We start from the raw sequence: 18950 nt of genomic DNA, 5'->3' as shown, positions 1-18950 counted from the left end.
CGCGGCCTGCGAGAAGGACGGCATCCGGGTCCGCCGGGTCCGCGTCGAGTTCAGCTCGCACTGCGCCCAGGTCGAGCCGATGGCCGAGGAACTGGCCCGCCTCCTCGCCGACCTCGAACCGGCCTCCGGCACCGTGCCGTTCCACTCCACCGTCACCGGCGAGCGCGTCGACGGCGCACTGCTCGACGCCGGCTACTGGCAGCGCAACCTCGCCACCCCCGTCGACCTGGACCGCGGAGTGCGCGGGCTGGTCGAGCAGGGCGCCCGGTTCCTCGTGGAGATCGGCCCGCACCCCGTGCTCGCCCCCGCGCTCGGCGAGATCCTCGACGACATCCCCGGCCTCGACCCGGGCGAGGTCACCGTGCTCGGCACCCTCCGCCGCGACGAGGGCGGCATGGAGCGCTTCCTGCTGTCCGCCGCCGAACTCCACGTGCACGGCGGCACCGCGGATCTCTCCGCGCCGCTCGCCGGGCTCCCCGTGCGGACCGTGGCCCTGCCGCCGTACCCCTTCCAGCGCGACCGCTACTGGCTGGAGCCCGCGCCCGCGGGCACCGGCGACCTCGGCGCGGCGGGCCTCGGCAGCACCGGACACCCGCTGCTGACCGCGGCACTGACCCTGGCCGACGGCGCGGGCACCGTCTTCACCGGGCGGCTCTCGCTGCGCACCCACCCCTGGCTGGCCGACCACGCGGTGCTCGGCACCGTGCTGCTGCCGGGCACCGCGTTCGTGGAGATGGCGCTGCACGCCGGCGCGCGGGCCGACGCCCCCGTCCTGGAGGAACTCGCCCTCGGCGCACCCCTGGTGCTCGGCGAGCACGACTCCGTCGCGGTGCAGCTCACGGTCGGCGCCCCCGGCGAGGACGGCCGCCGGGAGGTGTCCGTCCACGCGCGTGACGCCGACGCCCCGGACGCCGCCTGGGTCCGGCACGCCAGCGGCACCCTGGCCCCCGCCGCACCGGCGGACCGGCCCGCGGGCGACCTCGCCGCCTGGCCGCCGCCGGGCGCCGAACCGCTCGCGCTCGACGGCTTCTACGAGGCGATCGCCGACATCGGCTACAGCTACGGCCCCGCCTTCCGGGGGCTGACCGGCGCCTGGCACCGCGACGGCGAGCTCTTCGCCGAGGTACGGCTCCCCGAGGGCCTGCCCGCCGACGGCTTCGCGCTGCACCCGGCGCTCCTGGACGCCGCCCTGCACGGCATCGGGCTGCTGCGCGGCCTGCGCGACGGGGACGCGGACGGGACCGGCCGGGCGGCCGAACTCCCCTTCATGTGGCGGGATGTGTCCCTGCCCGGCACCGGCTCGCGGGTCCTGCGGGTCCGGCTCACCGAGTCCGACGACGGCGTGGGCCTCGCGCTCCACGACGACACCGGCACACCGGCCGGCGGCGTCGGAGCCCTGGTGGCCCGCCCGGTGGGCACCGAGCTGTCCGCCGCCCGGCGCGGCCTCGCCACCACCCTCTTCCACGTGGAGTGGGCGACCGAGCTGCCGCTCGGGGCCGTCGCGGGCGCCGCAGCCGACGGTGCGTACGCCGTCGCCGCCTTCACCGACGGCGACCCCGGGCAGGACCCGGCCGCCGCGGTCGAGGCGGCCGTCACCCGGGCGCTCGCCCTGGTCCGCGACCGGCTCGCGGACGAGGAGCACGCCGCACAGCCCCTGGCCGTGGTCACCCGCGGTGCCGTCGCCACCGGCGAGGACGACCTCACCGACGTGGTCGACTCGGCGGTACGGGGCCTGATCCGCTCCGCGCAGGCCGAGCACCCGGGCAGGTTCGTCCTGGTCGACCTCGACCCGGCCGGGCAGGCGGGGCCGGACACCGGGCCGGACGCCGGCACCGGGATGCTGCACGCCGCCGTCACCGCCGCCCTTCAGGAGGGCGAGACCGAGGTCGCCGTACGCGGCGGCCGTGTCCTCGCCCCCCGGCTGGTCCGGATGCCCGTACCCGAGGCGACGCAGCCCACCGGCCTGGACACCCCCGACGGCACCGTGCTCGTCACCGGCGCCACCGGCACCCTCGGCCGCGCCCTCGCCCGGCACCTGGTCCGGCACCACGGCGTACGCCACCTCCTGCTGATCAGCCGGAGCGGCCCGGACGCGCCCGGGGCGGCCGGACTCGTCGGCGAACTCGCCGAACTGGGCGCCGAGGCCACCGTGGCCGCCTGCGACATCGCCGACCGCGACGCGCTGGCCCGCACCCTCGCGGCGATCCCCGCCGCGCACCCGCTGACCGCCGTGGTGCACACCGCGGCCGTCCTCGACGACGGTGTGCTCACCGGCATGACGGACGAGAGCGTCGCCCACGTCCTCGCGCCCAAGGTGCGGGGCGCCCTCAACCTCGACGAGCTCACCCGGGACAGCGACCTGACGGCGTTCGCGCTCTTCTCGTCCGCCGCGGGTGTGCTGGGCGGCGCGGGGCAGGCCAACTACGCGGCGGCCAACGTCTTCCTGGACGCCTTCGCCGCGCACCGCCGCCGGCGCGGGCTGCCCGCGGTGTCGCTGGCCTGGGGGCCCTGGGCCGAACGCACCGGACTGACCGGGACGCTCACCGAGGCCGATGTCCGCAGGGTCGCGCGATCCGGCATGGGAGCCCTGACGACGGAGGACGGCATGGCCGCCTTCTCGGCGGGCTGCGCGGCCTCCCGGGCGCTGGTGGTGCCGGTGGCGCTCCAGCCGGCGGCCCTGCGGGGCCGGTCCCCGGTGCACCCGCTGCTGCGGGTCCTCGCGCCCCGCGAGGAGCAGCGGACCGCCGCCGCGGGCGGCGACCCGGACGCGCTGCGGAACCGGCTCGCCCAGGCCCCCGAGGCCGAACAGCGGCGCATCCTGCTCGATCTGGTGCGCGGTCAGCTGGCCGCGGCCCTCGGCTTCGCCTCACCGGGCGCCGTCGACGCCGACCGGGGCTTCCTGGAGATGGGCCTCGACTCGCTCACCGGCGTCGAGCTGCGCAACCGGCTCTCCGCCGCCACCGGGCTGCGGCTGCCCGCCACGCTGGTCTTCGACCACCCGACGGCAGCCGACGTCGCCCGCCACCTCCGTGCCCAGCTGGCCCCCGAACCGGGGCGGGCCGTGGACGGCCTGCTCACCGAACTCGCCCGCCTGGAGGCCGGGTTCGAACGGGTCGAGGCCGACGAGGAGGACCGGGCCCGGGTGGCGGCCCGGCTGCGTGCGCTGGCCGGCCGGTGGAGCGGCGGGCAGCAGGACGCCAGGGACGAACAGCCGGAGAACCTGGACGCCGCCTCGGCGGAAGAGGTCTTCGCGCTGCTGGACAACGAGTTCGAGACGTCGTGAGAGGACGCGGACAGCAGATCATGACCGACACGGACACGGACACGGCAGCCGCGGGCACCACCGCGGCCACGGGCGACAAGGCCACGGGCACGGGCGACATCGCAGCGGGCACGGCCACGGGCGGGAATCCGGGTCAGCAGGAGAAGCTGCTGGCCTACCTGAAGCGTGCCACCGCGGAACTGCGCGACGCGAACCGCCGGGTGCGCGACCTGGAGGAGCGGGCGGCCGAGCCCGTCGCGGTCATCGGCATGGCCTGCCGGTACCCCGGCGGCGTGCGCTCCCCGGAGGACCTGTGGGAGCTCGTCGCCTCCGGCACGGACGCGCTCGGCCCGCTGCCCGCCGACCGGGGCTGGCGCACACCGGGCGGGTCCACCGCGGCACGCGGCGGCTTCGTCTACGACGCCGGGGACTTCGACGCCGCCCTGTTCGGCATCAGCCCCCGCGAGGCCCAGGCGATGGACCCCCAGCAGCGACTGCTCCTGGAGGCCTCGTGGGAGGCGGTCGAACGGGCCGGCATCGACGTGCGCACCCTGCGCGGCGGACGGACCGGCGTCTTCGCGGGCGCCATGTACCACGACTACCCCTCGGTGATCGACCCCGCGGCGCTCGACGGCTACCTGGGCACGGCCAACGCCGGCAGCGTCCTGTCCGGCCGCGTCTCCTACACCTTCGGGTTGCAGGGGCCGGCGGTCTCGGTGGACACCGCCTGCTCGTCGTCGCTGGTCGCCCTGCACCTGGCGGCCCAGGCGCTGCGCACCGGCGAGTGCGAACTCGCCCTGGCCGGGGGCGTGACGGTGATGTCCGCGCCCACCATGTTCTCCGGCTTCGGCTTCGAGGAGGGCAGCGCCGCCGACGGCCGCTGCAAGTCCTTCGCCGCCGCCGCCGACGGCACGGGCTGGGGCGAGGGCGTGGGGGTGCTGCTCCTGGAGCGGCTCTCCGACGCCCGCCGCAACGGGCACCGGGTGCTCGCCGTGGTCCGCGGCTCCGCCGTCAACCAGGACGGCGCGTCGAGCGGCCTGACCGCGCCGAACGGCCCCGCGCAGCAGCGCGTGATCCGCGCCGCGCTGGCGGCGGCGGGGCTGGGCCCGGCGGACGTGGACGCCGTGGAGGCCCACGGCACCGGCACGACCCTGGGCGACCCGATCGAGGCGCAGGCGCTGCTGGCCACCTACGGCCAGGACCGGGACGAACCCCTGTACCTGGGATCGGTGAAGTCCAACATCGGACACTCCCAGGCCGCCGCCGGTGTCGCGGGCGTCATCAAGATGGTGCAGGCGCTGCGCCGGGGAGTCCTTCCGGTGACCCTGCACGTGGACGCGCCGACCCCGCAGGTGGACTGGTCCGCGGGCGCGGTCGAGCTGCTGACCGAGACGCGGGCCTGGCCGGAGACGGGCCGGCCGCGCCGGGCCGGTGTCTCCTCGTTCGGTGTGAGCGGCACCAACGCCCACGTGATCCTGGAGGCGGCGCCCGCCGAGGAGCCGGCCGAGCCGCGGCCCGCCCTGCCCGGACCCCGTCCCTTCCTCCTGTCGGGCCGTTCGGCGGATGCGTTGCGGCGGCAGGCGGAGCGTTTGCTGCCGGTGGTTGCCGGGGCCGATCCGGTGGATGTGGCGTTCTCGCTGGCGACGGGCCGTGCGGCGTTGGAGCACCGGGCGGTCGTGGTGGGTGGTGACCGTGAGGAGCTGGTGGCCGGGCTGCGTGCGCTGGCCGCGGGGGAGGGGGCGGCGCAGGTCGTCTCGGGTGCGGTGCGTGGCGGGGACTCGGCGTTCCTGTTCTCGGGGCAGGGTGCGCAGCGGGTCGGTATGGGCCGTGAGCTGTACGAGGCGTTCCCGGTGTTCGCGGAGGCGTTCGACGCCGTGTGCGCGCGGGTGGATGTCGAACGGCCGTTGCGTGAGGTGGTGTTCGGCGAGGACGCGGAGCTGCTGGCGCGGACCGTCTACGCGCAGCCCGCGCTCTTCGCGGTCGAGGTCGCGCTGTTCCGGCTGGTCGAGTCGTGGGGTGTGACCCCGGACGTCCTCGTCGGTCACTCGATCGGTGAGCTGGCCGCCGCGCATGTGGCCGGTGTGCTGTCGCTGGACGACGCGTGTGCACTCGTCTCGGCGCGGGGACGGTTGATGGAGGCGCTGCCGGAGGGCGGCGCGATGCTCGCGGTCGAGCTGGCCGAGGAGGGCTTGGAGCTGCCCGAGGGCGTGGACCTCGCGGCGGTGAACGGGCCGACGTCGGTGACGGTGTCCGGTGACGCTGCCGCGGTCGACGGGCTGGAGGAGCGGCTGCGGGCCGACGGTGTTCGCGTGAAGCGGCTGACGGTGTCGCACGCGTTCCACTCGCACCTGATGGAGCCGATGCTCGCGGACTTCGCGGCCGTCGCGAAGTCGCTGACGTACCAGGCCCCGTCGATCCCGCTGGTCGCCACCGCGCCCGGCGACATGGCCACGCCCGACTACTGGGTGTCCCAGATCCGCGAACCCGTCCGCTTCGCCGACGCGATCGCCTCGCTCACCGGGGTGCGGACCTTCCTCGAACTCGGCCCCGACGGCACCCTGTCCGCCCTCGTCCCGCACATCAGCGCCGACGCCACCGCCGTCCCCGCCCTGCGCGCCGGCCACGACGGCGTACGCGCGCTGCTCACCGCCGTGGCGGGGGCGCACGTCCGCGGGACGCACGTCGACTGGCGGGCGGTCTTCGGCCGTCTCGGCGGGCGGACGGTGGACCTGCCGACCTACGCCTTCCAGCACCGGCGGTACTGGCCGCTGCCCGCCCCCGGAGCGCGGGGCCACAGCGCCGGGCCGGGCGGCGACGACGTCTTCTGGTCCACCGTCCGCAGCGGCGACGCGGCAGCCCTCGCCGGGCTGCTCGGCGCCGGCGGCGAGGCGGACCGTGCCCGGCTCGGCGAGGTGCTGCCCGTGCTCGCCGGCTGGCACGGCCGCTCCCGCGCCCGCGACCTGCGGTACCGGGAGGAGTGGTGCCCCGTCTCCGTGCCCGCCGACCCGGTCCTGCTGGGCGGCTGGCTGGTCCTGGCCCACCCGGAGCACGAGGCGACGGCTGCCGAGTGCGCCGAGGCGATCCGGCGGTGCGGCGCCACTGTGCACCTGCACCTGGTCGACCCGGCCGATCCGGCGTCCGGCCTGCGCGAGGTCACCGGGGACGGGCAGTCCTGGACGGGCGTGCTGTCCCTGCTCGGCCTGGACGAGGAGACCGCCGTCTTCGGCGGCCTCGCCCTCGTCCAGGCCCTGGCCGGCACCGGCACCCGGCTCTGGTGCGCCACCCGCGGCGCCGTCGCCCTCCCCGGCGAGGAGCCCCCCGCTGCGGGCGGCCACGCGCTGTGGGCGCTGGGCCGGGTGGCCGCGCTGGAGTACCCGTCGCTGTGGGGCGGTCTCGTCGACCTGCCCCGGACGGGAGCTGCCGGCGCCGCGCTGGCCGCCGTGCTCACCGGGGTCACGGGAGAGGACCAGGTCGCCCTCCGGGACACCCCGCTCGTCCGGCGGCTGGTCCCCGCGCCCCCCGTCGCCGCCGCGCCCTGGCGTCCGCGGGGGACCGTGCTCGTCACCGGCGGGACCGGTGCGCTGGGGGCGCACGTCGCCCGGTGGGCGGCGCGCAACGGCGCGCAGCGGCTGGTCCTCGCGGGCCGGCGCGGGCCCGCCGCGCCCGGAGCCGCCGAACTCGTCGCGGAGATAGCGGAGCTGGGAGCCACGGCCGAGGTCGTCTCCTGCGACCTCGCCGACCGGGACGCGGTCGCCGCCCTGCTGGCCGACCACCCGCCGCACGCGGTCGTGCACGCGGCCGGCGTCGGCGGACTCGGCGTACTGCCCGAGCTGACCGGGGACGACCTGACGACGGCACGGGCGGGCAAGGCCGACGGCGCGGAGCACCTGGACGCGCTCTGCGGCGACGACCTCGACGCCTTCGTGCTCTTCGGCTCGGTGGCCGCCACCTGGGGCGGCGCCGGACAGGCCGCGTACGCCGCAGCCAACGCACGTCTCGACGCCCTGGCGCTGCGCCGGGCCGCCCGGGGGGCGGCCGCGACGTCCGTCGCCTGGGGAGCCTGGCGCGGCGAGGGCATGGCCCAGGGAGCGGAGGACGAACTCGCCCGCCGGGGCGTCCTCGCCATGGACCCGGACGTGGCCCTGCACGCGCTCGCCGACGCGGTGGCGGACAGCGCGCCCACCGTGACCGTGGCCGGTGTCGACTGGCCGGTCTTCGCCCGGGTCTTCTCCGCCGCCCGGCCCAGCCCCCTGCTGGCCCCGCTGGCGGGCGACGACACGGCCGCCGGTACCGGCTCGCCCGAGGAGACCGGCGACCTGCGGGAGCGGCTGCTGGCGCTGGAGCCGTACGACAGGCTCGACAGCGCCGTGGATCTCGTACGGGCGCAGGCCGCGCTGGTGCTCGGCCACGCGCACAGCGGCGAGGTGGAACCCGACCGGGCCTTCCGGGACCTCGGCTTCGACTCGCTCACCGCGGTGGAGATGCGCAACCGCCTCAACGCCGCCACCGGCCTGCCGCTGACCGCCACCGTGGTCTTCGACTACCCGACGCCCGCCGAACTCGCCGCACACCTCCTGGAGGAGTGCGGCATGTCGGCGGACTCCGGCACGGACACGGCCGGCGCGGAGGACACGGAGACGGCCGCCGGGGGCGAGCAGCGCGTCCGCGCGGCACTTGCCCGGCTGCCGCTGTCCCGGCTGCGTGAGGCCGGACTGCTCGACCCCCTGCTGCGCCTCGCAGGGGAGGAACCGGACGACGACGCGGGCACGGCGACCGCGCACCTGGTGGACGAACTGGACGGCGAGGCCCTGCTGAGTCTGGTCGCCGCCGCAGACGACGGGGAGAACTGACCATGACCGCGCCCGCCGACGCACGTTACGTCGAAGCCCTGCGCACGCTGGTCAAGGAGAACGACCGGCTCAAGACCCGCAACCGCGAACTGTCCGTCGCCGGGCACGAGCCGGTCGCCGTCGTCGGGATGGCCTGCCGGCTGCCCGGCGGCATCGACTCGCCCGACGCGCTGTGGGACCTGGTGTCCGCGGGCGGCGACGGGATCAGCGACTTCCCCGCCGACCGCGGCTGGGACCTCGGGGCCCTCTACGACCCGGACTCGCGCACAGAGGGCACCTCCTACTCGCGCCAGGGCGGCTTCGTGCACGACGCGGGCAACTTCGACGCGGACTTCTTCGGCATCTCCCCGCGCGAGGCGCAGGCGATGGACCCGCAGCAGCGGCTCGTCCTGGAGGCCTCCTGGGAGGCGATCGAGCGGGCCGGGATCGCGCCCCGGGGCGTCAGGGGCACGCCCGTCGGCGTGTACGTCGGCGCCGCGTCCTCCGGCTACGGCACCGGTGTGCCCGTCGCCGAGGAGGCGGCGGGGTACGCCCTGACCGGCACGGCGACCAGCGTCCTCTCCGGCCGGATCGCGTATAGCCTCGGTCTGGAGGGGCCCGCGGTCACCGTGGACACGGCGTGCTCGTCGTCCCTCGTGGCGCTCCATCTGGCGATGCAGGCGCTGCGCCGGGGCGAGTGCACCCTGGCGCTCGCCGGCGGCGTGACCGTGATCGCGACCCCGGCCGCGTTCGTCGAGTTCAGCCGGCAGCGCGGGCTGGCCCGCGACGGCCGCTGCAAGGCGTTCGCCGCCGCGGCGGACGGCACCGGCTGGAGCGAGGGCGTCGGCATGGTGCTGCTGGAGAAGCTGTCCGACGCGCGGCGCAACGGGCACCGGGTGCTGGCCGTGCTGCGCGGCTCGGCGGTCAACTCGGACGGCGCGTCCAACGGGCTCACCGCCCCCAACGGGCCCGCGCAGCGGCGCGTGGTGCTGGACGCGCTGGCCGCCGCCCGGCTCTCGGCCGCCGAGGTGGACGCGGTGGAGGGCCACGGCACCGGAACCACCCTCGGCGACCCGATCGAGGCCAAGGCCCTGCTCGCCACCTACGGCAGGGACCGCGACGGCGGGGAGCCCCTGTGGCTCGGCTCGCTGAAGTCCAACATCGGGCACACCCAGGCCGCTTCCGGCGTCGCCGGGGTCATCAAGATGGTGCAGGCGATGCGGCACCGTGTGCTGCCCCGCACCCTGCACGTGGACGCGCCCAGCCCGCACGTGGACTGGTCGGCGGGCGCGGTGGAACTGCTCACGCAGAACCGGCCGTGGCCCGACACCGGGCGTCCGCCGCGGGCGGGCGTCTCCTCGTTCGGGGTGAGCGGCACCAACGCGCACGTCATCCTGGAGGGCCCGCCGGCCGAGGAGGCCGCGGCGACGGGGCCCGGTGCGGGCCCCGGAGCGGAGTCGGGCGCGGAGTCCGGTGCGGAGTCCGGCACCGGTGCCGCGGCGGAGTCCGGGGCGCTGCCGGGCGCCGCGCCGTCCGTGGTGCCCTGGGTGCTCTCCGGCCGCGACGCGGTCGCGCTGCGGGCCCAGGCGGAGCGGCTGCACGACCACGTCACCGCCCGCCCCTCGCTCACCGCCGCCGATCTCGCCGTCTCCCTCGCCACCACCCGGTCCCCGCTCGACCACCGCGCCGTCGTCCTCGGCGCCGACCGCGCCGAACTGCTGGACGGGCTGCGCGCGCTGGCCGCGTCCGGCACCGCGCCGCAGGCCGTCACGGACGTCGCGCGCGCGGGACGCACCGCCTTCCTCTTCTCGGGGCAGGGCTCCCAGTGGGCCGGCATGGGACAGGGCCTGGAGACCTTCCCGGTCTTCGCGGACGCCTTCGCGGCGGCGTGCCGGGCGGCCGGGCTGGACGCCGGGGCGTGCGGCGACGGCACGGCGCTGGAACGGACCGGCACCACCCAGCGCGCGCTGTTCGCGCTGGAGGTGGCGCTGTTCCGGCTCGCCGAGTCCTGGGGTCTGGTCCCCCGTCACCTGGTCGGCCACTCGGTCGGCGAACTGGCCGCCGCGCACTGCGCCGGCGTGCTGTCGCTGGAGGACGCCGGCACGCTCGTCGCCGCGCGGGCGCGGCTGATGGACGCACTGCCCGAGGGCGGCGCGATGCTGGCCGTGGAGCTGGCCGAGGACGGTCTCGACCTGCCCGGGGGCGTGGACCTGGCCGCCGTCAACGGGCCCGCGTCCGTGACGGTCTCCGGTGACGCGCAGGCGATCACGGCACTGGAGGAGCGGCTTCGCGCGGACGGCGTACGGGTCAAGCGGCTCGCGGTGTCGCACGCGTTCCACTCGCATCTGATGGAGCCGATGCTCGACGAGTTCGCGGCCGTCGCGCGGTCCCTGACCTACCAGGCCCCGGCGATCCCGCTGGTCGCCACCGCGCCGGGGGACATGGCGGGCGCGGACTACTGGGTGGACCAGGTCCGCGAGCCCGTCCGCTTCGCCGACGCCGTGCGGACGCTGCGGGACAAGGGCGTCACCCGCTTCGTGGAGGTGGGCCCCGACGGGGTGCTCACCGCCGCCGTCCGCGCCTGCCTGGACGCGGACGAGGACGTGGCCTGCGTCGCCCTCCAGCGCTCCGGCCGCGAGCCCGTCGCCGCCTGGTGGCGCGGTGTCGCCGCCGCGCACGCCGCCGGGGCGGCGCTCGACTGGGCGCCGGCCGCGGCAGGATGGGGCGGCCGGGTCGTCGATCTGCCGACGTACGCCTTCCAGCGCGAGCACTACTGGTCCGTGCCGCCCGCTCCCGGGAGCGGGGGCGCGGAGAACCGGCGGTACGCCGAGACCTGGGAACCGCTGCCGGAGACCGGGGCCCCCGTGCTGCACGGCACCTGGCAGATCCTGGCCGACCCCGCGGACCTTCCGGCGGGTCCCGCGGACGCTTCGGCGGACCCCGCGGGCTTTTCGGCCGCTTCCGGGGAGCAGGCCGCCGACGCGTACGGGGCGCTGGCCGCCTGGTGCGCCGAGGCCCTGCGCGCGCACGGGGCGACCGTCACCGTCGGCACCGTGCCCGACCCCGCCGCCGACGGACTGCTCCTCCCGTACGACCCGCGCCCGCACCCCGCGCACCCGGGGCTGTCGCGCGGACTCTCCGCGCTCCCCGGCGCGGTGCGCGAGGACGGCGCACCCGTCTGGGCGGTCACCCGGGACGCCGTGTCGGCCGGGGACGGCGAGGCCGCCGACCCGGGCGCCGCGCAGCTGTGGGCGATGGGCCGGGTGGCCGCCCTGGAGCGGCCGCACCGCTGGGGCGGCGCGCTCGATCTGCCGGAGCACCCCGGCGCGGACGCCGCGCGTCACCTCGCCGCCGTGCTCGCCGGCGCACACCGGGGTGAGGACCAGCTCGCCGTCCGCGCGGGCGGCCTCCTCGCCCGCCGGCTCGCGCCGAAGCCGCCGCGCCCCGCCACGCCGTGGCGCCCCACGGGCACCGTGCTGGTCACCGGCGGCACCGGGGCGCTCGGCGCCCACGTCGCCCGCTGGCTCGCCGGCCGGGGCGCACCGCACCTGGTGCTGGCCGGCCGACGCGGCCCCGACGCACCGGGCATGGCCGAACTGACCGCCGAACTCACCGCGGCCGGGACCGCGGTCACCGTGGCCGCCTGCGACGTCGGCGACCGGACCGCCCTCGACGCGCTGCTGGCCGAGCACCCCCCGACCGCCGTCGTGCACGCTGCCGGCAGCGGCGACTTCGGCACCCTCGCCGACGCCTCGCAGGAGGACATCGCCCGGGTGCTGGCCGCCAAGGTCACCGGAGCGCTCCACCTCGACGACGCGCTGCGGGACACGGACCTGGACGCCTTCGTCCTGTTCTCGTCGGTCGCCGGCGTCTGGGGCAGCGGCGGCCAGGGAGCCTACGCGGCCGCGAACGCCGCCCTCGACGCGATCGCCCTGCGCCGCGCCGCCCGCGGACTGCCCGCCACCGCCGTGGCGTGGGGACCCTGGGCCGGCGGCGGCATGGCGGGCGCCGCCGACACCGCCGACTACCTGCGGCGCCGCGGTCTGCGCGCCCTGGACCCGGCGCAGGCGCTCGACGCCCTCGCCGCGGCCGTGGACGGCGGCGACGTGACCGTGGCCGTCGCCGACGTCGACTGGTCGCGCTTCGTGCCGGCGATCACCTCCGTGCGGCCGCAGCGGCTCTTCGACCGGCTCACCGTCACCGCGCCGCAGGCCGGAGCCGGCGGACCGGCGGGGGAGCGGGCCGCCGGTGCGGACTCCGCGACCGTGAACCGGCTCGCCGCGCTCACCGACCGGGAGCGGCGGCGCGAACTGGCCGGGCTGGTCCGCGGGCACGTCGCCGCCGTCCTCGGCCACCGCGACGTGGACGCGGTCGGTCCCCGCCGGGCCTTCACCGACCTGGGGTTCGACTCCCTGACCGCCGTCGAGCTCCGCGACCGGCTGGCCGCGGCCACCGGCCTCGCCCTGCCCACCACGGCCGTCTTCGACCACCCGACCCCCGAGGCGCTCGCCCACCACCTCGACGACCTGGTGCGGGGCACCGGCGGCGACGAGGACGCCACCGGGACCGGGCGCCCCGCCGCCGACGCCGAGCCCGTCGCCATCGTCGGCATGGCCTGCCGTTTCCCCGGCGACATCGACTCGCCGGATGCCCTGTGGCGTCTGGTCGCCGAAGGCCGCGACGGGATCTCCGGGTTCCCCGGCGACCGGGGCTGGGACACCGAGCGGCTGTACGACCCGGAGGGCGGTGCCGGCGCCTCGTACGTACGCGAGGGCGGATTCCTGCGCGACGTCACCGAGTTCGACGCCCGCTTCTTCGGCCTCTCGCCCCGCGAGGCGCTCGCCATGGACCCGCAGCAGCGGCTCGTGCTGCAGACCGCGTGGGAGGCGTTCGAGCACGCGGGCATCGACCCGGAGGCGCTGCGCGGCAGCGACACCGGGGTGTTCGCGGGCACCAACGGCCAGGACTACCCGGTGCTGCTCGCCGGCGACCCCGACGTCAGCGAGGGACACCAGGGCGCGGGCAACGCCGCGGCCGTGCTCTCCGGCCGGGTGGCCTACAGCTTCGGCTTCGAGGGGCCCACCCTCACCGTTGACACCGCGTGCTCGTCGTCGCTGGTCGCGCTGCACCTCGCGGTGCGGGCGCTGCGGGCGGGGGAGTGCTCGATGGCCCTCGCCGGCGGCGTCACCGTGATGTCGACCCCGACCGCCTTCGTGGAGTTCAGCCGGCAGCTCGGGCTCGCGTCCGACGGCCGCTGCAAGCCCTTCGCCGCCGCCGCCGACGGCACGGGCTGGGGCGAGGGCGTGGGCCTGCTGCTGGTGGAACGGCTCTCCGACGCCCGCCGCCACGGGCACCGGGTGCTCGCCGTGGTCCGCGGCTCCGCCGTCAACCAGGACGGCGCCTCCAACGGCCTGAGCGCACCGAGCGGACCGGCGCAGCGGCGGGTGATCCGCCGGGCGCTCGCCGACGCCGACCTGCGGCCCGCGGACGTGGACGCCGTCGAGGCGCACGGCACCGGCACCCGGCTCGGTGACCCGATCGAGGCGCAGGCCCTGCTCGCCACCTACGGCCAGGACCGCGACGAACCCCTCTGGCTGGGCTCTCTGAAGTCCAACATCGGCCACACCCAGGCCGCTTCCGGCGTCGCCGGAGTGATCAAGATGGTGCAGGCGATGCGGCACGGCACCCTGCCCGCGACCCTGCACGTCGACGCGCCGACACCCGAGGCCGACTGGTCGGCGGGCGCCGTCGAGCTGCTGACCGAGGCCCGGGCCTGGCCGGAGACGGGCCGGCCGCGCCGGGCGGGTGTCTCCTCGTTCGGCGTGAGCGGCACCAACGCGCACGTGGTCCTGGAGTCCGTCCCCGCCGACCTGCCGCAGGACCCCGCGGACGGCCCGGCGGGCGCCGAGCCGTCCGCGGAGGCCGCGCCGCTGCTGCCGCTGCTGCTCTCCGCCCGCACGGCGGACGCGCTGCCCGCGCAGGCGGAGCGGCTGCGCGAGGCCCTGGCCGGGCAGACGCCGGCCGATGTCGCGTACTCCCTGGCGACCACCAGGAGCATGCTGGAGCACCGAGCGGTCGTCCTCGCGGCGGACGCCGGGAGCGCGGCCGCCGCGCTCGGGGACCTCGGCACCGCTGTCGTCGGACGCGCCGCCTCCGACGCGCCGGGCCTGGCGTTCCTGTTCTCGGGGCAGGGTGCGCAGCGGGCCGGTATGGGCCGTGAGCTGTACGAGGCGTTCCCGGTGTTCGCGGAGGCGTTCGACGCCGTGTGCGCGCGGGTGGATGTCGAATGGCCTTTGCGGGACGTGGTGTTCGGCGAGGACGCGGAGCTGCTGGCGCGGACCGCGTACACGCAGCCCGCGCTCTTCGCGGTCGAGGTCGCGCTGTTCCGGCTGGTCGAGTCGTGGGGTGTGACCCCTGACGTGCTGGTGGGGCATTCGATCGGTGAGCTGGCTGCCGCGCATGTGGCGGGTGTGCTGTCGCTGGACGACGCGTGTGCACTCGTCTCGGCGCGGGGCCGGTTGATGGAGGCGCTGCCGGAGGGCGGCGCGATGCTGGCCGTGGAGCTGGCCGAGGAGGGCTTGGAGCTGCCGGAGGGCGTGGACCTCGCGGCGGTGAACGGGCCGACGTCGGTGACGGTGTCCGGTGACGCGGCCGCGGTCGACGGGCTGGAGGAGCGGCTGCGGGCGGACGGCGTGCGTGTGAAGCGGCTGACGGTCTCGCACGCGTTCCACTCGCACCTGATGGAACCGATGCTCGCCGACTTCGCGGCCGTGGCGAAGTCCCTGACCTACCAGGCCCCGGCGATCCCGCTGGTCGCCACCGCGCCCGGCGACATGGCCACCCCCGACTACTGGGTGTCGCAGATCCGGGAGCCCGTCCGCTTCGCCGACGCGATCGCCTCCCTCGACGACGTCGGCGTCCTCCTCGAGATCGGTCCCGACGGGGTGCTCTCCGCCCTCGTCCCGCACATCGCCGAGGACGCGGCCGCCGTCCCCGCCCTGCGCTCGGGCCACGGCGAGAGGGCCGCCCTGCTGCGCGCCCTCGCCGGGCTGCACGTGCGCGGAGTGCCGGTGGACTGGGTCGCCCTGCTCGCACCCGCCGGTGGCCGGCGGATCGAGCTGCCCACCTATGCCTTCGCCCGCGAACGCTACTGGCCGTCGGTGTCCGCGCGCCCCGGTGACGTGGTGTCCGCCGGACTGGGGGAGACCGGACACCCCGTCCTCGCCGCGGGTGTCGAACTCGCCGGCGACGGCGGTCTGGTGTTCGCCGGCCGGCTCTCCGTCCGCACCCATCCCTGGCTCGCCGGGCACCGGGTGCACGGCCGGATCGTGGTCCCCGGCACGGCCTTCGTCGACCTGGCGGTGCGCGCCGGCGACCAGGCGGGCTGCGACCACCTGGACGAGCTCGTCCTGCACACCCCGCTGGTCGTCGCGGGGGAGGAGTCCGTCCAGCTCCAGGTCCTCGTCCAGGCTCCGGACGAGGACGGCGCGCGGCCGTTCACCGTCCACTCGCGCCTCCCCGACGGCACCGGCTGGTACGGCGGTCCCTGGACACGGCACGCCTCCGGCACACTGCGCGCGGCGGACGCCGCGACCGTCCCGGCGGCCTCCCGGCCGCAGGACGGCGGCGAGGCCGTCGCCCTCGACGGGCTGTACCCGGCGCTGGCCGGTGCCGGGCTGGAGTACGGCCCCGTGTTCCAGGGGCTGCGCGGCGTCCGGCGCGTGGGGGAGGACCTGTGGGCCGAGGTCGTCCTGCCGGAGCCGGCCCACGCGGACGCCGGGCGGTTCGGGGTGCACCCGGCGCTGCTCGACGCCGCGCTGCACGCGCTCGCCGTCCGCGCGGCCGGGGCGGACGGTCCCGCCGGGCCGCCCGGACTGCCGTTCTCGTGGTCGCGGGTCACCCTCGCCGCCTCCGGCGCCACCACCCTGCGCGTGCGGCTGACGCCGCGCGGGGACGACGGGGTGGAGCTGCTGGCCCTCGACCCGGAGGGCCGTACGGTCCTCACCGCCGAACGGGTCGTGCTGCGGCCGCTCGCCGCCGAGGCCCCGGCGGACGCCGCGCCCGCGACCCGGCCGGTGCACCGGGTGGACTGGGTCCCGCTCCCCGAACCGGCGCACACCCCGGCCGCCTGGACCGTCGTGGGCCCCGACCCGTACGGCGCGGCCGACGGGCTCGCGGCGCTCGGCGCCGACTGCGTACGCGCCGACGACATCGCCTCCGCCCGGGCCGGGCTGCTGCTGGTCACCTCGGCGCCCGCCGACGGGACCGGCGGCCTGGACGACACCGAGGCCCGGGTCTCCGCGATGCTCGCCACCGTCCAGGAGTTCCTGGCCCGCCCGGACACCGACGCCACCCTGGTGCTGCTCACCCGCGGCGCCGTGCAGGCCGACCCCGGCGACGACCTGCCCGACGTGTCGGGCGCCGCCGTGCGGGGCCTGCTCCGCAGCGTCCAGTCCGAGAACCCCGGGCGGGTGCTGCTGGTGGACGCCGACGCCGACCCGTGGGCGGCGCTCGCGACCGCGCCCGGGACCGACGAGCCCGAACTCGCCGTGCGCGGCGGCCGGTTGTACGCGGCACGCCTGGTGCCCGTCACCGATCGCACCCTCCAGGTCCCCGAGGGGGCGTGGCGGGTGGGGGTGTCGGTGCGGGGTGCGGTGGAGAACGTGGGTCTGGTGGCGGCGCCTGATGCGGTGGCGCCGTTGGGTCGTGGTGAGGTGCGGGTGGAGGTGCGTGCGGCGGGGGTGAACTTCCGTGACGTGCTGAATGTGCTGGGGATGTATCCGGGTGAGGTGGCGGTGGGTGGTGAGGCCGCTGGTGTGGTGGTGGAGGTGGGGCCGGGGGTTTCCGGTTGTGTGGTGGGGGACCGGGTGTTGGGGTTCTTCGGTGGGGCGATGGGTCCGTTGGCGGTGACGGATGAGCGTCTGGTGGCGGTGGTGCCGTCGGGTTGGTCGTTCGTGGAGGCGGCGTCGGTGCCGATCGCTTTTGCGACGGCGTATTACGCGTTGGTGGATCTGGCGGGGTTGGGTGCGGGTGAGCGTGTGCTGGTGCATGCGGTTGCCGGTGGTGTGGGGATGGCTGCGGTGCAGGTGGCGCGTCATCTGGGGGCGGAGGTGTTCGGTACGGCGTCGCCCGGTAAGTGGGGGGTGACGGGGTTGGGTGCGGATCGGTTGGCGTCGTCGCGTGATGTGTTGTTCGAGGGGGTGTTCCGGGAGCGGACCGGTGGGCGTGGTGTGGATGTGGTGTTGAACGCGCTTGCGGGTGAGTTCGTGGATGCGTCGGCTCGGTTGCTGGTGCCGGGTGGGCGGTTCGTGGAGATGGGGAAGGCGGATGTGCGGGATGCGGGGTCGTTGCCGGGGTGTGTGTACCGGGCGTTCGATCTGGGTGAGGCGGGGCCGGAGCGGATCGGGGAGATTCTGCGTGAGGTTCTGAGGTTGTTCGGTGAGGGTGTGTTCGTGTTGCCGCCGGTGCGGGTGTTCGATGTGCGGCGGGCTGCGGATGCGTTCCGGTTCGTGAGTGCGGCGCGGCATGTGGGCAAGGTGGTGCTGTCGTTGCCGCGGGTGTGGGACGGGTCGGGGACGGTGCTGGTCACGGGTGGGACGGGGGCGCTGGGCGCCCTCACCGCCCGCCACCTCGTGCAACGGGGCTGCCGTGACCTCCTCCTGCTGAGCCGGCGCGGACCCGAGGCCGAGGGTGCGGCGGAGCTGACCGCCGAACTGCGGGAGCTGGGCGCCGACGTCACCGTCGCGGCCTGCGACATCACCGACCCCGGGGCCCTGTCCGACGCGGTGCGCGGACGGCGGATCACCTCCGTGTTCCACGTCGCGGGCGTCCTCGACGACGGCGTCGCCACCACCCTCACGCCCGGCCGCGTCGCCCCCGTGCTCGCGGCCAAGGTCACCGCGGCCCGTCACCTGCACGAGCTGCTGCCCGACGCCGGCGAGTTCGTCCTCTACTCGTCCGTCTCCGCGGCGCTCGGCACCCCCGGGCAGGCCAACTACGCGGCGGCCAACGCCTACCTGGACGCCCTCGCCCGCCACCGGCAGGCCCGCGGGCTGCCCGCGCTCTCCCTCGCCTGGGGGCCGTGGGACGTCGGCGCGGGCATGACCGGCACCCTCACCGACGCCGCCCGGGAGCGCGCCGCCCGCTCCGGCCTCCCGCCGGTCACCGCCGCGGCGGGGACGGCCCTGCTCGACGCGGCCATGGCCGGGGCCCACCCCGCCGTGCTGCCGGGCGCCGTGGACGCCGCCGCCTTCACCGGCCGGCCGGAGGTGCCGCACCTGCTGCGCGGCCTCGTCCGGGGTCCGCGGCGCACCGCCGCCTCCCCGGCCGCGGAGGCCGGCTTCGCCGACCGGCTGCGGGCGCTGCCCGCGGACGAACGCGCACGGGTGGTGCTGGAGCGGGTGCGGACCGAGGCGGCGGCCGTGCTCGGCTTCGCCGCGGCCGACGCCGTCGAGCAGGACCGGCCCTTCAAGGACCTCGGCTTCGACTCGCTGACCGCCGTGGAACTGCGCAACCGGCTCGGCGCGGTCACCGGCGTCCGGCTGCCCGCCACCCTCGTCTTCGACCACCCCACGCCCGAGGCGCTCGCCGAACGGCTCGGCGCCGAACTGGTGCCGCCCGCGCCGGGGGCGGCGGACGCGCTGATGGCCGGACTGGACGAACTGGAGAAGTCCGACGACGAGCTGTCCCCCGGCGACCGGTCCCGGCTGCGGGTGCGGCTCAGCGCCCTCCTCGCGCGGTGGGCGGACGATCAGGGGGCCCCGGACGCGGACGCCGACGAGGTGCGGGACGCGGATCTCGCGGCCGCCACGGAGGAGGACATCTTCGCCCTGATCGACAGCGAGCTGGAGACTCCGTGA

3 protein-coding genes (1 of these 3 cut by a window edge) are annotated in these 18950 nt (G+C 76.8%); all 3 read left to right on the top strand.

What is annotated here, in order from left to right; translation table 11 throughout:
- Tightly spaced (each overlapping or abutting the next), the 3 genes in view from IAG43_RS33410 to IAG43_RS33400 form a layout consistent with a single transcriptional unit that may run on beyond the window.
- Nucleotides 1-3283: the end of a type I polyketide synthase gene (locus IAG43_RS33410; protein ID WP_187744889.1), read on the top strand. Its footprint begins 13064 nt before the window's first position; only the last 3283 of its 16347 coding nucleotides appear in the window; its start codon lies beyond the left edge, outside the window; its stop codon occupies nt 3281-3283.
- The gene (locus IAG43_RS35165; RefSeq protein WP_425508661.1) at nt 3175-8112 is read left to right on the top strand and encodes a type I polyketide synthase; all 4938 of its coding nucleotides are present in this window, start codon (nt 3175-3177) and stop codon (nt 8110-8112) included. Before IAG43_RS33410 ends, IAG43_RS35165 begins: the two co-directional genes overlap by 109 nt.
- Nucleotides 8109-18950 (top strand): SDR family NAD(P)-dependent oxidoreductase, encoded by a 10842-nt coding sequence (locus tag IAG43_RS33400; RefSeq protein ID WP_425508663.1) that lies wholly within the window; start codon nt 8109-8111, stop codon nt 18948-18950. Before IAG43_RS35165 ends, IAG43_RS33400 begins: the two co-directional genes overlap by 4 nt.

The organism is Streptomyces genisteinicus, from assembly GCF_014489615.1.
Classification (GTDB): Bacteria; Actinomycetota; Actinomycetes; order Streptomycetales; family Streptomycetaceae; genus Streptomyces; species Streptomyces genisteinicus.
This window is presented reverse-complemented; position numbering and strand designations above follow the sequence as displayed.